We start from the raw sequence: 15,593 nt of genomic DNA on the forward strand, positions 1-15,593 counted from the left end.
GAAGCTCGCCAGCCAGCCCCGACGATGCGGCGGAGCCGGTTCACCGCGTCAGGCCTTCTTGCGCGTCTTCACAGGCTTGGCCGGCGCCAGCAACGGGGCGAGGAAGCGGCCCGTATAGCTGCCTTCACTCGCGGCGATATCCTCCGGCGTGCCGGTGGCGATGACGCGGCCACCGCCCGCGCCGCCCTCCGGCCCGATATCGATAATATGATCGGCGGTTTTGATCACTTCGAGATTATGCTCGATGACGATGATGGTGTTGCCGGCATCCACCAGCGCGTGCAGCACCTCCAGCAGCTTGCGGATATCCTCGAAATGCAGCCCGGTGGTCGGCTCATCGAGAATATAGAGCGTGCGCCCGGTGGCCCGGCGCGCCAGCTCCTTGGCCAGCTTGATACGCTGCGCCTCGCCGCCTGAAAGTGTGGTCGCCTGCTGGCCGAGCTTGATATAGCCGAGCCCGACGCGCGCCAGGATCGAGAGCCGGTCATGGATCTTCGGCACCGCGGAGAAGAACACCAACGCCTCGTCCACCGACATATCCAGCACATCGGCGATGGATTTGCCGCGGAACTTCACCTCCAGCGTCTCGCGGTTATAGCGCTTGCCCTTGCAGGTATCGCAGGTGACGAACACGTCCGGCAGGAAGTGCATCTCGATCTTCAGCACGCCATCGCCCTGGCAGGCCTCACAGCGCCCACCTTTCACGTTGAAGCTGAAGCGGCCGGGCTTATAGCCGCGCGCGCGCGCCTCCGGCATCTCGGCGAACCAGTCGCGGATCGGCGCGAACAGATCCGTATAGGTGGCGGGGTTGGAGCGCGGGGTGCGGCCGATCGGCGACTGGTCGATATCGATGATCTTATCGAGCTGCTCCATGCCTTCGATCTTCTCGAACGGCGCCGGCACCTCGCCCGAGCCCATCAGCCGGCGCGAGAGCGCCTTGTAGAGCGTGTCGATCACCAGCGTCGATTTGCCGCCGCCGGAAACGCCGGTGACACAGGTAAACAGCCCGAGCGGGAAGGTCGCGGTGACATCCTTCAGATTATTGCCGCGCGCACCGACGAGCTTGATGGTGCGGTTCTTTTGCACCGGGCGGCGCGGCGGCACCGGGATCGAGCGCCGGCCGGAGAGATAATCCCCGGTGACGGATTTCGGGTTGGCCGCGACCTCCGCCGGCGTGCCCTGCGCCACCACATGCCCGCCCTTCACCCCGGCTTCCGGCCCCATATCCACCAGATGATCGGCGGCGCGGATCGCATCCTCGTCATGCTCCACCACCAGCACGGTATTGCCGAGGCGCTTGAGCCGCTCCAGCGTGCCCAGCAGCCGCTCATTATCGCGCTGATGCAGGCCGATGGAGGGCTCATCCAGCACATAGAGCACGCCGGTAAGCCCGGAGCCGATCTGCGAGGCGAGGCGGATGCGCTGGCTCTCCCCGCCCGAGAGCGTCGCGGAAGAGCGCGCCAGGGTGAGATAATTCAGCCCGACATCGAGCAGGAATTGCAGCCGCTCCTCGATCTCCTTGAGGATGCGCCGGGCGATTTCCAGGCGCTGCGGGGTGAGGGTTTCCGCGACGCCGCCAAACCAGTCCCGCGCCTTGTCGATGGACAGCTCCGCCACCTCGGCCAGGTTTTTTTCCGCCACCTTCACCGCCAGCGCCTCCGGGCGCAGCCGCGCGCCGTTACAGGCCGCACAGGGGCGCTCGGCATGGTAGCGGGAAAGCTCCTCACGCACCCAGGCGGAATCGGTTTCCTTGTAGCGCCGGTCGAGATTCTTGATGATCCCCTCGAACGGCTTCACGACATTATAGGCGCGCGCGCTGTCCTTGTAGGTGAATTTGATCTCCTCCTTGCCGGAGCCGAACAGGAACACCTCGCGCACCTCCTCGGGCACATCCTCCCAGGCGGTGCCCAGTCTCACCCCGTAATGCTTGGCGATGGCGGCGATGGTCTGATCGTAATAGGGCGATTGCGCGTTGGCCCAGGGGGCGATGGCATTGTCATCCAGCGCCCGGCGCTCATCGGGCACCACCAGATGCGGGTCGAAATAGATCTCATGCCCCAGCCCATCGCATTCCGGGCAGGCGCCATGCGGCGAGTTGAAGGAGAATAGCCGCGGCTCGATCTCCTCGATGGTGAAGCCGGACACCGGACAGGCGAAGCGCGAGGAAAACACCGTGCGCTCCTGATTGTCGTGATTTTCGGCATAGACGATGCCATCCGCCAGCCCGAGCGCGGTCTCGAAACTATCCGCCAGGCGCTGCTCCAGCCCGGGCTTGACCACCAACCGGTCGACGACGATCTCGATATCGTGTTTCAGCGTCTTTTTCAGCGCCGGCGCCTCGGCGATTTCATAGACGGTGCCGTCGATCTTGGCACGGGTGAAGCCCTTGCGCTGATACTCCGCTAGCTCCTTCCTGTATTCGCCCTTGCGGCCCCGGATCACCGGGGCCAGCAGCAGCAGCCGCGTGCCCTCCGGCATCGCCATCACCCGGTCCACCATCTGGCTCACCGTCTGCGCCTCGATCGGCAGGCCGGTGGCGGGCGAATAGGGCACCCCGGCGCGCGCCCAGAGCAGGCGCATATAATCATGGATTTCGGTGACGGTGCCGACGGTGGAGCGCGGGTTCTTCGAGGTCGTTTTCTGCTCGATGGAGATGGCCGGGGAGAGCCCCTCGATGCTGTCCACATCCGGCTTGCCCATCAGCTCCAGGAACTGCCGGGCATAGGCGGAGAGGCTCTCCACATAGCGCCGCTGCCCCTCGGCATAGATGGTATCGAACGCCAGGGAGGATTTGCCGGAGCCGGACAGGCCGGTGATGACCGTCAGCTGCTCGCGCGGAATCTGGATGTCGATATTTTTCAGGTTATGTTCGCGCGCGCCGCGAACAGTAATGAAGCCGGCACCCTTCTGTTCCGCCATGATCGATCCTGGATGTTCGTGATACGTTCTTGTAAGATAGGGTCTCGCCGCGTATAAAGCAACGCTGGCCACCGCGTGGCGGATGCGCTATCCTGGAAGACAATTTTGAGTTGTAGAGGGCGACATGGCTGGTAGTGTGAACAAGGTGATTCTGGTGGGCAATCTCGGGCGCGACCCGGAGATCCGCAACACCCAGTCCGGCATGAAGGTCGTCAACCTGGCCGTCGCCACCTCCGAGAGCTGGAACGACAAGGCCAGCGGCGAGCGCAAGGAGCTGACCGAGTGGCACCGCGTGGTCATCATGAATGACCGTCTGGCGGATGTGGCCGAGAAATACCTGAAGAAGGGCTCCAAGCTCTATCTGGAAGGCAAGCTGCAGACCCGCAAATGGACCGACCAGTCCGGCCAGGAGCGCTATACCGCCGAGATCATGATCGGCCGCTTCAACGGCGAGCTGGTGCTGCTGGACCGTGCCGGCGGTGGTGGCGGCGGCATGGGTATGGGCGGTGGCATGAGTGGTGGCATGGGCGGTGGCGACGAGTACGCGCCGCGCGCCGCCTCCGCCCCGGCCGCGAAATCCCCCGCCCGCGCTGTCGGCGGCTGGGATACGCGGCCGAGCACTGGCGATCTGGACGACGAAATCCCGTTCTAACCCCCGCCTGACCTCGGCGGCTTGCCGCAAACCGCGCCTTTCCGGCGCGGTTTTTTTATGGTGAACAATCCGGCCGCCCACGTCTTTATCGTTACGAATCCAGCATATATGTGCTAAATCGCACCTAATTTAAAAAACGGTATCATCATAGCTTATTATAACGTCCGCGCGTCGATTCAAAAAAACATCAACCCTAACGTGCCACGGCGTCGCGGCCAGATCCGGTCAAATCTCTTTTAAAGCAATCAAAAAATGCTGTTAAATTCAATAGCCTTTTCTGACAGCCTACTTTTCTGTCGAAAAGATTAAAGCCACTTCATTTTCTGCGCTCAGCCTACCGACGCGATTCATTTTGCTTGAAGTTGATGCGAAATCATTACTATCGATACATGCAAAGATAGCTTCACAAACATCCTTTCACTAAACGTTCGCCTTGGGCACCAGATCAGAATGAAGCCGACCTTCCGCGCCTTTGCCGCATGGCTGGCCGCTTTGGCAGGGCAGAAACGCGCGAGCACTGCACTGCTCACCGCCTCAAGCACGCCCCGCTTCAGTGACCCGAGGTGATCCGCCGCGCCAAAGCCTGCGTAGACAGATTTTAACCCGGAAGGACCGATCCATGCGCGGATGGCTGCTCATTCCCTTGCTGCTGCTGATCTCAGGCTGTGCCGGAACCCCCGCGCCCGTCATCGCGCCGCAACCGCAGAAACCGGTTGAGATGTCGCGCCTGTTTACCGGCACCTGGTACGAAATCGGCCGCATCCCGATGCAGCTGACCGATGGCTGCGTCGCCGGCACCACAAGCTATTTCGCCAACGCCCAGGGCCAATTGATGGAGCGCGATGCCTGCCGCATGCACACGCCGGCGGGCAGGGAAAAATCCTTCCAGGGCACCGTCGCGATTCTGGCGCCCGGGGCCAACAACAAATTTCTCGTGCGCTACCGGCTCTGGCACCTGTTCACCATCCCCTACACCTACTGGGTCCTCGATCACGCCGCCGATTATAGCTGGTTCATCGTCGCCAACCCGCAAATGACGCTGCTTTCCTTCTTCACCCGCACACCCGATCCCTCCCCGGCGCTGGTGGAAAAGCTGACGGCGCGTGTCCGTGCGCTGGGCTATGAAGGCAAGCTGGAATATCCCGCCCGCTTCCCGCCGACCGGCCAACCGGGTAAATGACGCGGATAACGGGAGACATTCCATGCGGCTCTGGGCCATCGCCTTCATTCTCTGCGCCGCCGCCAACGCCGCCTTGGCCGATGAGGCCAGCCAGTGCCAGGCGCGGCAAGGCCAGTACCTAACCGGCACCATCGCCCATGGCCCGTTCTTCGTCCGCGCCCGGGCGTATCGCGACGGGGTGGCGCTTTCCCACAGCAAGATCCTGCTGCGCGGCGATGATGGCCAGATCTATGATATTCGCGCGGATAACGTCTTCGCGGCCGGCTACGATGCGGCCCCCGGGGCGGTGCCGGCGCCACTTTCAGCGCTGCATCCCGGCATGCGGCTGGCGCTGTGCGGCAAACTCTACAGGCTGCGCAACGGACGAATGGGAATGGACTGGGTGCATACCAATTGCGACGACACCCCGCGCCCCAGCGCCCCGGATGGGTTTCTGAAACAGCTCGGCCCGGACGCAACGCCCGGGCCGAACCTTGAAAATGCCCGCGAATATTGCCGGCTTTGGTAAAGCCCGGCGCGCGTCTGAATCTAACCCGCCATTTGTCAGCCTTTAGGTAGCCGGCACGAGGCTGGACGCGCTCTTGCGCGCCATCACATAATAGACCGGGCTGATCACGCAGAGCCCAACGATCCAGGAGAGATCCACCCCATCCAGCGCCTTCGCCACCGGGCCGGTATAGAGATCGTTCGAGACAAACGGCAGCTGAATGAGAATCCCCAATATATAGCAGAAGATCGCGGATTTATTGAAGCGCCCATAGATGCCGCCCTCGGCGGTGAAAAACGCCCCGACATCATAATCCCCATGCCGCACCAGGTAGAAATCCACCAGATTGATCGCCGTCCAGGGCACCAGCACATAGAGCAGCAACAGGATGAAGTTGGTGTAGTTGGTCAGGAAGGCCCCCGCCGCGAACAAGGCGATGGCGAGACCAACTAACGTGATCGCGATGGCGGTGGTGGTGCGCGCCGCCGCCCCCGGCTTCCAGCCCGGCGCGAATGTATGCACCAGCGTGATGGTGGAGAGCACGCCGCAATAAAGGTTCATCGCATTGGTGCCGGCGATGCCGATGGAAAAAATGACCACAACCGGCACCGCGACCGCCCCGGTAAAGCTGGTGAGCCCCGCGACCGGATCACCATTCGCCGCAACCAGACCCAGCATCGCCCCCAGGATCATCGGGAAAATCGAGCCGAGCGTGCAGCCCCAGTAGGAGGCCCAGAACGCATCCTTGGCACCCGTATCATGCGGCATGTAGCGGCTATAATCCGAAACATAGGGCGCGTAGGCGATCTGCCAGAGCGCGCCGACCGAGACCATGCTGCAGAACCCGGCCAGGTTGAAATGGTTCATCGCCATGAAGTTGCCCGGCAGCCCATGCACCAGCACGATCCAGGCGAAGCTGACCAGCAGTGCCAGACCGGATGCCCAGGTGATCACCCGCGCGTAGGCGTGAATGAGGTCGTGCCCGAAAATCGTCGCGATCACGCTGATCACCGCGATCAGCACGATCAGCCAGCGCTGATCGATTCCCGCCGCGATCGTGTGCAAGGATTGTCCCGCGAGCACGATATTGGACGCCAGAAACCCGACATACATGACAATGACGATGGCCACCACCAGCACCGCGCCGATGGTCCCGAACTGCCCGCGCGTCTGCACCATCTGCGGCACGCCAAGCCGCGCGCCCTGCGCCGAGTGCAGCGCCATGAAAATCGCGCCGACCAGATTGCCGATGATGATCGAAAGGCAGGAGCTGGCGAAATCCAGCTTGAACACGGCTGATGCCAGCGAGCCGGTGATGATCGTCAGCATCATGATGTTCGAGCCGAACCAGATGGTGAACAGATCCCGCCAGGTACCGTGGCGCTGATCGAGAGGGATTTGGTAGATCGTATGTTGCTCGACTTTGCCAGGAGCTTCCGTGGCCATGTTGCTGTCCTTAGGGCTGGGGTGGTACGCCGCGGCGGCGCGGAGATCAGGCCGAAATCGCATCGCGCCATGCCGGCAAATATTGCCGGAGGTCGCGGCGCAAGCAGCTTGCGGGCGAGACAGAACGGTCACGCGGTGCACTCCATTATTTAATCTTAGCCACAGCTTACACGAATCGAGCAGGCTTCCGCATTGAATTAACCGAACCAAGAGCCTCCCTTTTTCTGTGCATCAGGATGTTTTTTGGGCATTCCCACGCCGACCGCGCCCGCCACGCAGGCAGATCCCAGACTTCACCTCTCCCTCTCCCCACGCTAGGAGTAGGGCATGACCCGCACCACCGCGCATCTTGCCAGCCTCACCGCCTTCCCCAGCATCAGCGCCGATCCGAACGAGGACCTCATCCGCTGGAGTGCCGGGATCGTCACCGCGGCTGGTGGGCGGGTTCATGTTTTGGCAGGTGCAAAGCCAGGAAAACTTAATATGCTGGCGAGCTTCGGGCCACAGACCGGGGCCGGCATCGTGTTGTCCGGCCATAGCGATGTCGTACCCGTAGCCGGCCAGGACTGGCATACCGACCCGTTCGCGCTGACCGCGAAGGACGGCAAACTGCTAGGCCGTGGCAGCAGCGACATGAAAGGCTTCCTCGCCGCCTGCCTCAGCGCCGCCGAACGCGCCGACAAAACCCGCCTCACCCGGCCGCTGCATCTGGCATTTTCCTATGATGAAGAAGTCGGCTGCCTTGGCGTGCGGGATTTGTTGGAGCGGCTGCAGGCGGAAAATTTCCAGGCCGAAGGCTGCATCATTGGCGAGCCAACAGCGCAGCAGGTCGGCTTTGGGCATAAGGGTAAGATTTTCGGCTGCTTTTGCTGTCATGGCCAGCCCGCCCATTCCGCCAACCCGGCGCTGGGCTGCAACGCCATCGGCCTCGCCGCGGAAATGGTCGGCGCGGCGGAAACACTTCAGGCCGAGCTCCTCGCCACCGGCACGCGCGATGCCGCCTACCCGTTTCCGGTCACCTCCGTGCATGTCGGCACCATCAAGGGCGGCAGCGCGCTGAACATCGTGCCTGAGCGCTGCGACGTGGAATTCGAAATCCGCAATATCGCCGGGGATGATCCGCATGCGCTGGTTGCCCAGCTGCGCGCCCGGGCGGCGGAGATCATCGCCCGGCGCGGGCAGGGCCGGATCGAAATCGAGATCGCCAACGAATATCCAGGGTTGGAGACCGCGCCCGAAGATCCGTTCGCGGCAAAGATCCTGGCCGCAGCCGGCACCAGCCCCTGCAAGATCGGCTTCGGCACGGAAGGCGGGTTGTTCCAGTCGCGGCTTGGCCTACCTGTCGTGGTCTGCGGGCCGGGCAACATCGACCGCGCCCACAAGCCAGACGAATATATCACCCAGGACGAGCTCGATCAGTGCGATGCGTTCCTGGACCGCGTGATCGCCTCCCTGAGCGCCTGAAATCGCCTCAGCGCGTGCCTGGCAGTTTCTGATTCAGCAGCAGCTCCCGGCATAATTCGATGAAGGCGTCGGCCGTCGGGGTGCGACGCAGCCCTTTCAACGTCGCAATCCCATAGATCAGAGGCCGCAACTTATCTTCCAAACTCAGGTAGGCGAGCTTGTGCCCGTCCAGCGTCGAGAGGTTTTTCGGCTGCGCATTGGCCAGCCCATACCCTTCGCCCCGCGCCACCAGGCTGCGAATGATGTCGATATAAGCATAGCGCCCGGCAATGCGCGGCGCGATGCCAACCTCACGGAACAAGGACAAGAAATAATCGCGGCTCATCGGCAGATCGAGCAACAGAAAATCCTCGCCCTCCAGCTCCTTCAAACTAACCGAGCGCCGCCGTGCAAAGCGATGCGACCCGCCGACAAACGCGTAGGGCGGCAGCGGCGCCATCGGCATGAAGTCGAAATCCGGTGGGATGTTCATATCGTAGGTCAGCAATAGGGCGATGCGGCCATGGCGCAGGCTTTCGAACAATTCCGCCTGGTTGCCGTCCAGCGCATTCACCCGCGCCGCCTCGTAGCGCTTGCGAAATACCGAGAGCATCTCCGGCACCGCCAGCGGAAACAGCGTCGAGAGACAGCCAATTTCCAGCGGTCCGCCAATCTTCGCTGAAATCATCGACGCGGCCGCCTGCACCTCTTCCGCCTGCAGCAGCAACGCCTTCGCTTCACGCAGAAAACGCTGCCCCTCGGCGGTCAGTGACAACCCTTGCGCGTGGTGACGGATGAAAAGCTGGATGCCAAACTCTTCCTCCAGCGCCGTGATCGCCGAGGAAATCGAAGGCTGCGAGATATTCACCCGCTCGGAGGCCTGGGTGATGCTGCCGGTCTCCGCCGTCGCGACGAAATAGCCAATCTGTTTCAGCGTGAAGCGCATGTTCCCGCCCTCAAGAAATTTGAATCAACATATCAGAAGATTATATTTTACAAAACCAGCAACAACGTGGAAACCGGATGCGACCGTTCAGGAGTTTCGCATGACCTTCTCCCTCGTCGCGCGCTGCCCACGTTCAGGCCAGTTTGCCGTTGCCGTCACCTCCTCATCGCCCGCCGTCGCGGCACGCTGCGCCTTTGCCCGTGCGGGTGTCGGTGCCGCAACAACCCAGAACGTGACCGACCCGCGGCTGGCACCGCAACTTCTGGATGCGCTGGAATCTGGCCTCACCGCCGCTGCGGCGATCGAAAAAATTGCAGGCAGCGCAAGCTTCCCCGAGTTCCGGCAACTGACCCTCATCGATACCCATGGAAAAACTGCAGTATTTTCCGGCGCCCGGACGCTTGGTGTCACCGGCGAGGCGCGCGGAAGCAACGCGGCCGCCGCCGGCAATCTGCTGGCCGATAACGGCGTTCCGCAGGCTGTGATCGACGCGTTTGTGGCCAGCGATCCGAACCTGGAACTTGGCGCGCGTGTGATCGAAGCGATGCTGGCGGGGCTTGCCGCCGGCGGCGAAGCCGGGCCGATCAAATCCGCCGGCCTCATCGTGGTCGACAAACAAGCCTGGCCGCTGGCGGATCTGCGGGTCGATTGGCACGACGCGCCGCTGCACGAACTCGCCCGGCTCTGGGAGATTTGGCAACCGCAAATGCATGACTACGTCACCCGCGCGCTGAACCCGACCGCCGCCCCCGCCTACGGCGTGCCGGGCGATGAGTGACGCCAGCCTCTAATTCAGATAATCCTGATCCAGCCGGCGGCGCATCTGCGCGAAATGCGCTTCGGCGAATTCCGGCTCGCTGTCCCAGGCTTGCGCGGTCTTCTCCGCCACCTCGTCATTCAGCACGCTGAGCGTCTGCCCGGTCGCGTAGGCCAGCATCAAGGTTCGGGCCCCGCGCTCGAAATGATAGAAGGCATCGAAGGCTTCGGCGGCAGTTTCGCCCGTGGCCAGCAGCCCGTGATTGCCCATCATCAGGATCTTCTTCTCGCCCAGAATCTTCGCCAAGCGCTCACCCTCGGCCTGGTTATCAGCCATCCCCGCATAGGCGCCATCCACCGCGACGCGGTTGAAGAACCGCGCACAGGTCTGATCCACCGGATATAATGTAGGGTCTTTCAGGCAGGCGAGCGCCGTGGCGTAGGCCGGGTGCAGATGCACCACACAGCGCGCCCGGGGCACCAGCCGATGGATCGCGCCATGGATCGCCCAAGCGGTGCTGTCCACATCTTCCGGCAATGCATTGGCCGCCCCATCCAGCAGCGCCAGTTCCGAGGCTTTCAGCGTCGCGAAATCACGCCAGCGGCGATTGATGAGGAATTGCGTGCCGTCATCGGACACTGCCAGCGAGATATGGTTGGCGGTCGCCTCCTGCCAATCCAGCATGGCGGAGAGCCTACATAAAGCCGCGAGCTCGCCGCGCAGCTTCATCTCACGTTGCTTCAAGTCGCTCATCACAATCCTCCAACAGCTCAGGGCAGTTCAGCGATCACGTCGATCTCGACCAGCCATTCCGGCCGCGCCAAAGCCACGATAACCAGCCCGGTGAACACCGGATAGACCCCCTTCAGCCAGCGTCCCGCGGTGCGATACACCGCCTCGCGATGCCGGATATCGGTGATATAGACGGTCACCTTGCAGATATGCTCCAGCGTCGCGCCGCATTCGCGCAGCAGCAGATCGATATTCTGCATCACCTTCTCGGTCTGCGCCGCCGGATCGCCAACGCCGACATTCTCGCGCGTGTCCAGATCCTGCGGCACCTGCCCGCGCAGATAGATCATCTTGCCCGTCACCACCGCCTGGCAGAGATCATTGTCGAGATTCTGCTCCGGATAGGTCTCCTTGGTGTTGAAGGGGCGAATACGCTTGTGAATCATCTCGAAAACTCCGCAGCCTACCCTACCATAGGCCGCCCGCCCCCTTTGTTAAACCTGATACTGCAAAGCCGTTGCATAAATTAAGCCGAACCAGTTGCCGGATTTTTCAGCAACAGACCTATAACGAGGGTAGGTTGAGGCCAAACTCCCGGGCGCAGTCCTTGGCGATGTCATAGCCCGCATCGGCATGGCGCATCACGCCGGTGGCCGGGTCGTTCCACAGCACCCGCTCCAGCCGCCTCGCCGCATCCTCAGTGCCATCCGCGCAAATCACCATGCCGGAATGCTGCGAAAACCCCATCCCGACCCCGCCGCCATGATGCAGCGAAACCCAGGTGGCGCCCGAGGCGCAATTCAGCAGCGCATTCAGCAACGGCCAGTCGGACACCGCATCCGAGCCATCCGCCATCGCCTCCGTTTCGCGATTGGGCGAAGCGACGGAGCCGCTATCCAGATGGTCACGCCCGATCACGATCGGCGCCTTCAGCTCGCCCTTCGCCACCATCTCGTTGAAGGCGAGCCCCAGCCGATGCCGGTCCCCCAGCCCGACCCAGCAGATGCGCGCCGGCAGGCCCTGGAAGGCAATGCGCTCCTTCGCCATGTCCAGCCAGTGATGCAGATGCTTGTCGTCAGGCAGCAGCTCCTTCACCTTCGCGTCGGTCTTGTAGATATCCTCAGGATCGCCCGAAAGCGCCGCCCAGCGGAACGGGCCGATGCCCCGGCAAAACAGGGGACGAATATAGGCCGGCACGAAACCGGGGAAGGTGAAGGCATTCTCAACCCCTTCCTCCTTCGCACGCTGGCGCAGATTATTGCCGTAATCGAAAGTCGGCACGCCCAATTTCACAAATTCCAGCATCGCCTCGACATGTTTGGCCATCGAGGCGCGCGCCGCCGCTTCCACCGCCTGCGGCGCGCTCTCGCGCCTGGCCTCCCACTCAGCAACGCTCCAGCCGGCGGGCAGATAGCCGTTCACCGGATCATGGGCGGAGGTCTGGTCGGTCAGCATGTCCGGCTTGATGCCGCGCTTGAGCATTTCCGGCAGAATTTCAGCGGCATTGCCCAGCAAGCCTACGGACACCGGCTTTTTCTCGGCAATGGATGTTTCGATGATCGCCATCGCCTCATCCAGCGTATCGGCGCGGACATCGACATAGCGTGTCTTCAACCGCATCTCGATCCGGCTCGCCTGGCATTCGATGGCAAGGCAGCTCATCCCCGCCATGGTCGCGGCGAGAGGCTGCGCGCCGCCCATGCCGCCCAGCCCGGCGGTGAGCACCCATTTACCGGCGACATCGCCGTTATAATGGCGCCGCCCCGCTCCCACAAAGGTTTCGTAAGTGCCCTGAACAATGCCCTGGGTGCCGATATAGATCCAGCTGCCCGCCGTCATCTGGCCATACATCATCAAGCCCTTGCGATCGAGCTCGTTGAAATGCGCCCAGTTCGCCCAGTTCGGCACCAGATTCGAGTTGGCGATGAGCACGCGCGGCGCATCCTTATGGGTGCGGAACACGCCCACCGGCTTGCCGGACTGGACCAGCAGGGTTTCATCATCGCCCAGGCTTTTCAGCGCACTGACGATCCGATCGAAGCTCTCCCAATCCCGCGCCGCCCGGCCGATACCGCCATACACCACCAGCTCTTCCGGCCGCTCGGCCACCATCGGGTCGAGATTATTCATCAGCATCCGCAACGGCGCTTCGGTCAGCCAGCTTTTCGCGGATAATATGCTGCCATGGTCGGCACGGATGATGCGGGCATTATCAAGGCGGGTCATGCGCTTAAACCTTTCAGAATGGTCTCAGGCACCGGCGGCACCGGCGCGGCGTGTTGTCCAAATCACAGGCGAGGCAAAATCTCAGGCAACCCCGGCAGATCAAACCCAGCCAAGGCGCCCTCACCCAGCAGCGCGATGGCCATCTCGATATCCGGGGCGAAATGCCGGTCCTCTTCCAGCTTCGGCACCGCCGCGCGCAATCTTGCACGCGCCGCCTCCAACAAAGCCGAGGAGGTCAGCGTATGAAAATCGCAGCCCTGCGCCGCCGCCAGCCATTCGATGGCGATGATCGCGCGCAGATTCTCATTCATCCGCAGCAACCTCCGCGCGCCATGGGCGGCCATCGACACATGATCCTCCTGGTTGGCGGAGGTGGGAATGGAATCCACCGAAGCCGGGTAGGCGTTCTGCTTGTTCTCGGAGACCAAAGCCGCCGCCGTCACCTGCGGAATCATGAAACCGGAATTCAATCCGGGTTTCGGCGTCAGGAAGGCCGGCAGGCCGGAGAGCACCGGGTCGACCAGCAGCGAAATCCGCCGCTCGGTCAGCGAGCCGATTTCGCACACCGCCATCGCGATCATATCCGCCGCGAAGGCCACCGGCTCGGCATGGAAATTCCCGCCGGAGAGGGCGACCGCCGGGCCGGTGAAGATCAGCGGATTATCCGTCACGCCATTGGCTTCCGTCTCCAACGTCGCCGCCGCCTGGCGCAGCAGATCCAACACTGCCCCCATCACCTGTGGCTGGCAGCGTAGGCAATACGGGTCCTGCACCCGCTCATCGCCTTTCAGATGCGAGGCGCGAATGGCCGACCCCGCCATCAGCCCGCGCAGCGCCTCCGCCACCTCCGCCTGGCCGCGATGCCGGCGCACCGCATGGATGCGCGGATCAAACGGCGCATCGGAGCCCTTCGCGGCATCGGTGGAAAGCGCGCCCGTCACCAGCGCCGCGCGGAAATTCGCCTCCGCCTCGAACAGCCCGGCCAGGGCGTTGGCGGTGGAAAATTGCGTGCCGTTGAGCAGCGCCAGCCCTTCCTTGGGCCCCAGCACCAAAGGCGCCAACCCGGCTTCCGCCAAGGCCAGCTCTGCATCCTTCGCCACACCACCGACGAAAATCGCGCCGACTCCCATCATCGCCGCGGTCATATGCGCCAGCGGCGCCAGATCGCCCGAGGCGCCGACGGAACCCTGCGCCGGCACCACCGGGATCAGATCCTTCGCCAGCATCGCCTCCAGCATGCGCACGGTTTCCACCCGCACGCCCGAGGCGCCCTGGCCGAGCGAGCCCATCTTCAAGGCCAGCATCAGCCGCGCCACCGCGACGGGCATCGGCGCGCCCACCCCCGCCGCGTGCGAGAGCACGAGATTGCGTTGCAACGTTGCCAGATCCGCATCCGCGATGCGCACCGAGGCCAGCTTGCCGAAGCCGGTATTGATGCCATAGACCGGCTCGCCCCGGCCCAGAATCTCTGCCACCGCATCCGCCCCGGCCTGAACAGCCGGAAGCGCCGCTTCGTCAAGTTCGACGACAGCGCCTTGATAGATATCGCGCCATTGGGCGAGGCTCATCGCCCCGGGGGTGAGTTTCATGCGGCACTCCAGATACGTTGATGTAGCGGGTTGAACCCGATGCGATAGACCAGCTCCGCCGGGCGCTCGATGTCCCAGATCGCGAGATGGCATTTGGCCCCTGGCTTCAGCACGCCTACATCCGACCGCCCAAGTGCGGCGGCGGCATGGCGGGTGACGCCGAGCAGGCATTCCTCAACCGTGAGGCGAAACTGCGTGGCGGCCATGTTCATTGCCAGCAGCAAGGAGAAAAGCGGCGAGGTGCCGGGGTTGAGATCGGTGGAAACCGCCATGCGCACCCCATGGGTTCGAAACGAAGCAACCGGCGGCAGCCTGGTTTCGCGCAGCGTGTAGAAGGCGCCGGGCAGCAGCACGGCAACACTGCCCGCCCGCGCCATCGCCGCTGCGCCATCCTCGCTGGTATATTCAAGATGATCCGCCGAGAGCGCGCCAAACCTTGCCGCCAGCGCCGCGCCGCCAAGGTCCGAAAGCTGGTCCGCATGCAGTTTCACCGCCAGCCCGCAACGCGTCGCCGCCTCGAACACCTGCGCCATCTCCTCAGGCGAAAAGGCGATGCCCTCGCAAAACCCATCCACCGCGTCGGCCAGTCTGTGTCGCGCGACATGCGGGATCATCTCCTCGCAGAGCAACCGCAGATAATCCTCACGCGCCATCTCCGGCGGAAATCCATGCGCGCCCAGGAAGCTGGTGACAACATCCACGGCGCCGCCAAGCGACTTTGCTACCTCAAGACATTTATATTCCGCCTCCGGCGCCAACCCATAGCCGGATTTGATCTCGATGGTCGTCACCCCTTCGGCGAGCAGCGCTTCCAACCGCAATTCCGCTGCGCGGCGCAACTCATCGAAGCTGGCCGCGCGTGTGGCGCGCATCGTGCCCATGATGCCGCCGCCCGCCCGGGCGATCTCCTCATAGCTTGCCCCAGCCAGCCGCGCCTCGAATTCCCCCGCCCGGCTGCCGGCATAAACCAGGTGCGTATGGCAATCGATCAGCCCGGGCGTGATCCAGCGGCCCTCGCAATCCACCATTTCCTCGGCCTGCATCGCGCGCATCGGCCCGGCATAGAGAATGCGCCCGTGCGCCTCTGCCACCATGCCCGGCTCCACCAGCCCCAGGCCCGGCAGATCCGGGTCCATCGTCGCCAGCCTCGCATTGGTAAAAATCCGCTCTGCCCGCATGTTCTGAACCTTGGCGTTGAGGGAAAAGTTGTATATAC

13 protein-coding genes are annotated in these 15,593 nt (G+C 63.0%); 5 read left to right on the top strand and 8 right to left on the bottom strand.

Going from position 1 to position 15,593, the window contains the following annotated elements:
• Positions 1-48: 48 nt before the first annotated feature.
• Positions 49-2,919, bottom strand: coding sequence for an excinuclease ABC subunit UvrA (gene uvrA, locus GT370_RS08245; protein ID WP_008492259.1), 2,871 nt, complete (start codon positions 2,917-2,919; stop codon positions 49-51).
• Between the two features lie 124 nt (positions 2,920-3,043).
• Between uvrA and ssb the strand changes: the two genes are divergently transcribed.
• From ssb to GT370_RS08260, 3 genes are all read left to right on the top strand, one after another.
• Positions 3,044-3,571 carry a single-stranded DNA-binding protein gene (gene ssb / locus GT370_RS08250; RefSeq protein ID WP_039884652.1) on the top strand — a complete coding sequence of 176 codons (528 nt, stop codon included), beginning with the start codon at positions 3,044-3,046 and terminating at the stop codon, positions 3,569-3,571.
• Positions 3,572-4,190: 619 nt separating this feature from the next.
• Positions 4,191-4,751 (top strand): lipocalin family protein, encoded by a 561-nt coding sequence (locus GT370_RS08255; RefSeq protein WP_008492255.1) that lies wholly within the window; start codon positions 4,191-4,193, stop codon positions 4,749-4,751.
• Between the two features lie 22 nt (positions 4,752-4,773).
• The gene (locus GT370_RS08260) at positions 4,774-5,259 is read left to right on the top strand and encodes a hypothetical protein (protein ID WP_008492254.1); all 486 of its coding nucleotides are present in this window, start codon (positions 4,774-4,776) and stop codon (positions 5,257-5,259) included.
• Positions 5,260-5,301: 42 nt separating this feature from the next.
• Here GT370_RS08260 and GT370_RS08265 read toward each other — a convergent pair whose 3' ends face one another.
• Positions 5,302-6,684, bottom strand: a complete 1,383-nt coding sequence (locus GT370_RS08265; RefSeq protein WP_039884861.1) for a purine-cytosine permease family protein — start codon at positions 6,682-6,684, stop codon at positions 5,302-5,304.
• Positions 6,685-7,011: 327 nt separating this feature from the next.
• Here GT370_RS08265 and argE point away from each other — a divergent pair, with 327 nt between their 5' ends.
• Complete coding sequence (gene argE / locus GT370_RS08270) at positions 7,012-8,148, top strand: acetylornithine deacetylase (protein ID WP_008492252.1); 1,137 nt, start codon at positions 7,012-7,014, stop codon at positions 8,146-8,148.
• Between the two features lie 7 nt (positions 8,149-8,155).
• Here argE and GT370_RS08275 read toward each other — a convergent pair whose 3' ends face one another.
• Positions 8,156-9,073 carry a LysR family transcriptional regulator gene (locus tag GT370_RS08275; protein ID WP_008492251.1) on the bottom strand — a complete coding sequence of 306 codons (918 nt, stop codon included), beginning with the start codon at positions 9,071-9,073 and terminating at the stop codon, positions 8,156-8,158.
• 100 nt (positions 9,074-9,173) lie between these two features.
• On the opposite strand from GT370_RS08275, the gene GT370_RS08280 reads away from it, so the two are divergent.
• Complete coding sequence (locus GT370_RS08280) at positions 9,174-9,851, top strand: DUF1028 domain-containing protein (RefSeq protein ID WP_008492250.1); 678 nt, start codon at positions 9,174-9,176, stop codon at positions 9,849-9,851.
• Between the two features lie 9 nt (positions 9,852-9,860).
• Here GT370_RS08280 and GT370_RS08285 read toward each other — a convergent pair whose 3' ends face one another.
• The 5 genes from GT370_RS08285 to hutI all read right to left on the bottom strand — a co-directional run bounded on the left by GT370_RS08285 (position 9,861) and on the right by hutI (position 15,555).
• Entirely contained in the window at positions 9,861-10,583 is a 723-nt protein-coding gene (locus tag GT370_RS08285) for a class II aldolase/adducin family protein (RefSeq protein ID WP_008492249.1), read from the bottom strand.
• Between the two features lie 17 nt (positions 10,584-10,600).
• A complete protein-coding gene (locus GT370_RS08290; protein ID WP_008492248.1) occupies positions 10,601-11,008 on the bottom strand; it encodes a RidA family protein in 408 nt (135 codons plus the stop codon).
• Between the two features lie 118 nt (positions 11,009-11,126).
• On the bottom strand, positions 11,127-12,788 hold the full coding sequence (gene hutU / locus GT370_RS08295; protein WP_008492247.1) for a urocanate hydratase: 1,662 nt from the start codon (positions 12,786-12,788) through the stop codon (positions 11,127-11,129).
• Between the two features lie 62 nt (positions 12,789-12,850).
• Positions 12,851-14,377, bottom strand: a complete 1,527-nt coding sequence (gene hutH / locus GT370_RS08300; protein ID WP_270184212.1) for a histidine ammonia-lyase — start codon at positions 14,375-14,377, stop codon at positions 12,851-12,853.
• Positions 14,374-15,555 carry an imidazolonepropionase gene (gene hutI / locus GT370_RS08305; protein ID WP_039884651.1) on the bottom strand — a complete coding sequence of 394 codons (1,182 nt, stop codon included), beginning with the start codon at positions 15,553-15,555 and terminating at the stop codon, positions 14,374-14,376. The genes hutH and hutI overlap by 4 nt, the downstream gene beginning before the upstream one ends.
• Positions 15,556-15,593 lie beyond the last annotated feature (38 nt).

It is taken from the genome of Acidocella sp. MX-AZ03 (genome assembly GCF_027626035.1).
In the GTDB taxonomy this organism is placed as follows: domain Bacteria; phylum Pseudomonadota; class Alphaproteobacteria; order Acetobacterales; family Acetobacteraceae; genus Acidocella; species Acidocella facilis.

Bases quoted from the DNA above. Each gene is read 5' to 3' on its own strand.
- GT370_RS08265 (WP_039884861.1), bottom strand. From the start codon at position 6,684: ATGGCCACGGAAGCTCCTGGCAAAGTCGAGCAACATACGATCTACCAA.
- GT370_RS08275 (WP_008492251.1), bottom strand. From the start codon at position 9,073: ATGCGCTTCACGCTGAAACAGATTGGCTATTTCGTCGCGACGGCGGAG.
- GT370_RS08260 (WP_008492254.1), top strand. From the start codon at position 4,774: ATGCGGCTCTGGGCCATCGCCTTCATTCTCTGCGCCGCCGCCAACGCC.
- hutI (WP_039884651.1), bottom strand. From the start codon at position 15,555: ATGCGGGCAGAGCGGATTTTTACCAATGCGAGGCTGGCGACGATGGAC.
- GT370_RS08255 (WP_008492255.1), top strand. From the start codon at position 4,191: ATGCGCGGATGGCTGCTCATTCCCTTGCTGCTGCTGATCTCAGGCTGT.
- GT370_RS08280 (WP_008492250.1), top strand. From the start codon at position 9,174: ATGACCTTCTCCCTCGTCGCGCGCTGCCCACGTTCAGGCCAGTTTGCC.
- GT370_RS08290 (WP_008492248.1), bottom strand. From the start codon at position 11,008: ATGATTCACAAGCGTATTCGCCCCTTCAACACCAAGGAGACCTATCCG.
- ssb (WP_039884652.1), top strand. From the start codon at position 3,044: ATGGCTGGTAGTGTGAACAAGGTGATTCTGGTGGGCAATCTCGGGCGC.
- GT370_RS08285 (WP_008492249.1), bottom strand. From the start codon at position 10,583: ATGAGCGACTTGAAGCAACGTGAGATGAAGCTGCGCGGCGAGCTCGCG.
- uvrA (WP_008492259.1), bottom strand. From the start codon at position 2,919: ATGGCGGAACAGAAGGGTGCCGGCTTCATTACTGTTCGCGGCGCGCGC.
- hutU (WP_008492247.1), bottom strand. From the start codon at position 12,788: ATGACCCGCCTTGATAATGCCCGCATCATCCGTGCCGACCATGGCAGC.
- hutH (WP_270184212.1), bottom strand. From the start codon at position 14,377: ATGAAACTCACCCCCGGGGCGATGAGCCTCGCCCAATGGCGCGATATC.
- argE (WP_008492252.1), top strand. From the start codon at position 7,012: ATGACCCGCACCACCGCGCATCTTGCCAGCCTCACCGCCTTCCCCAGC.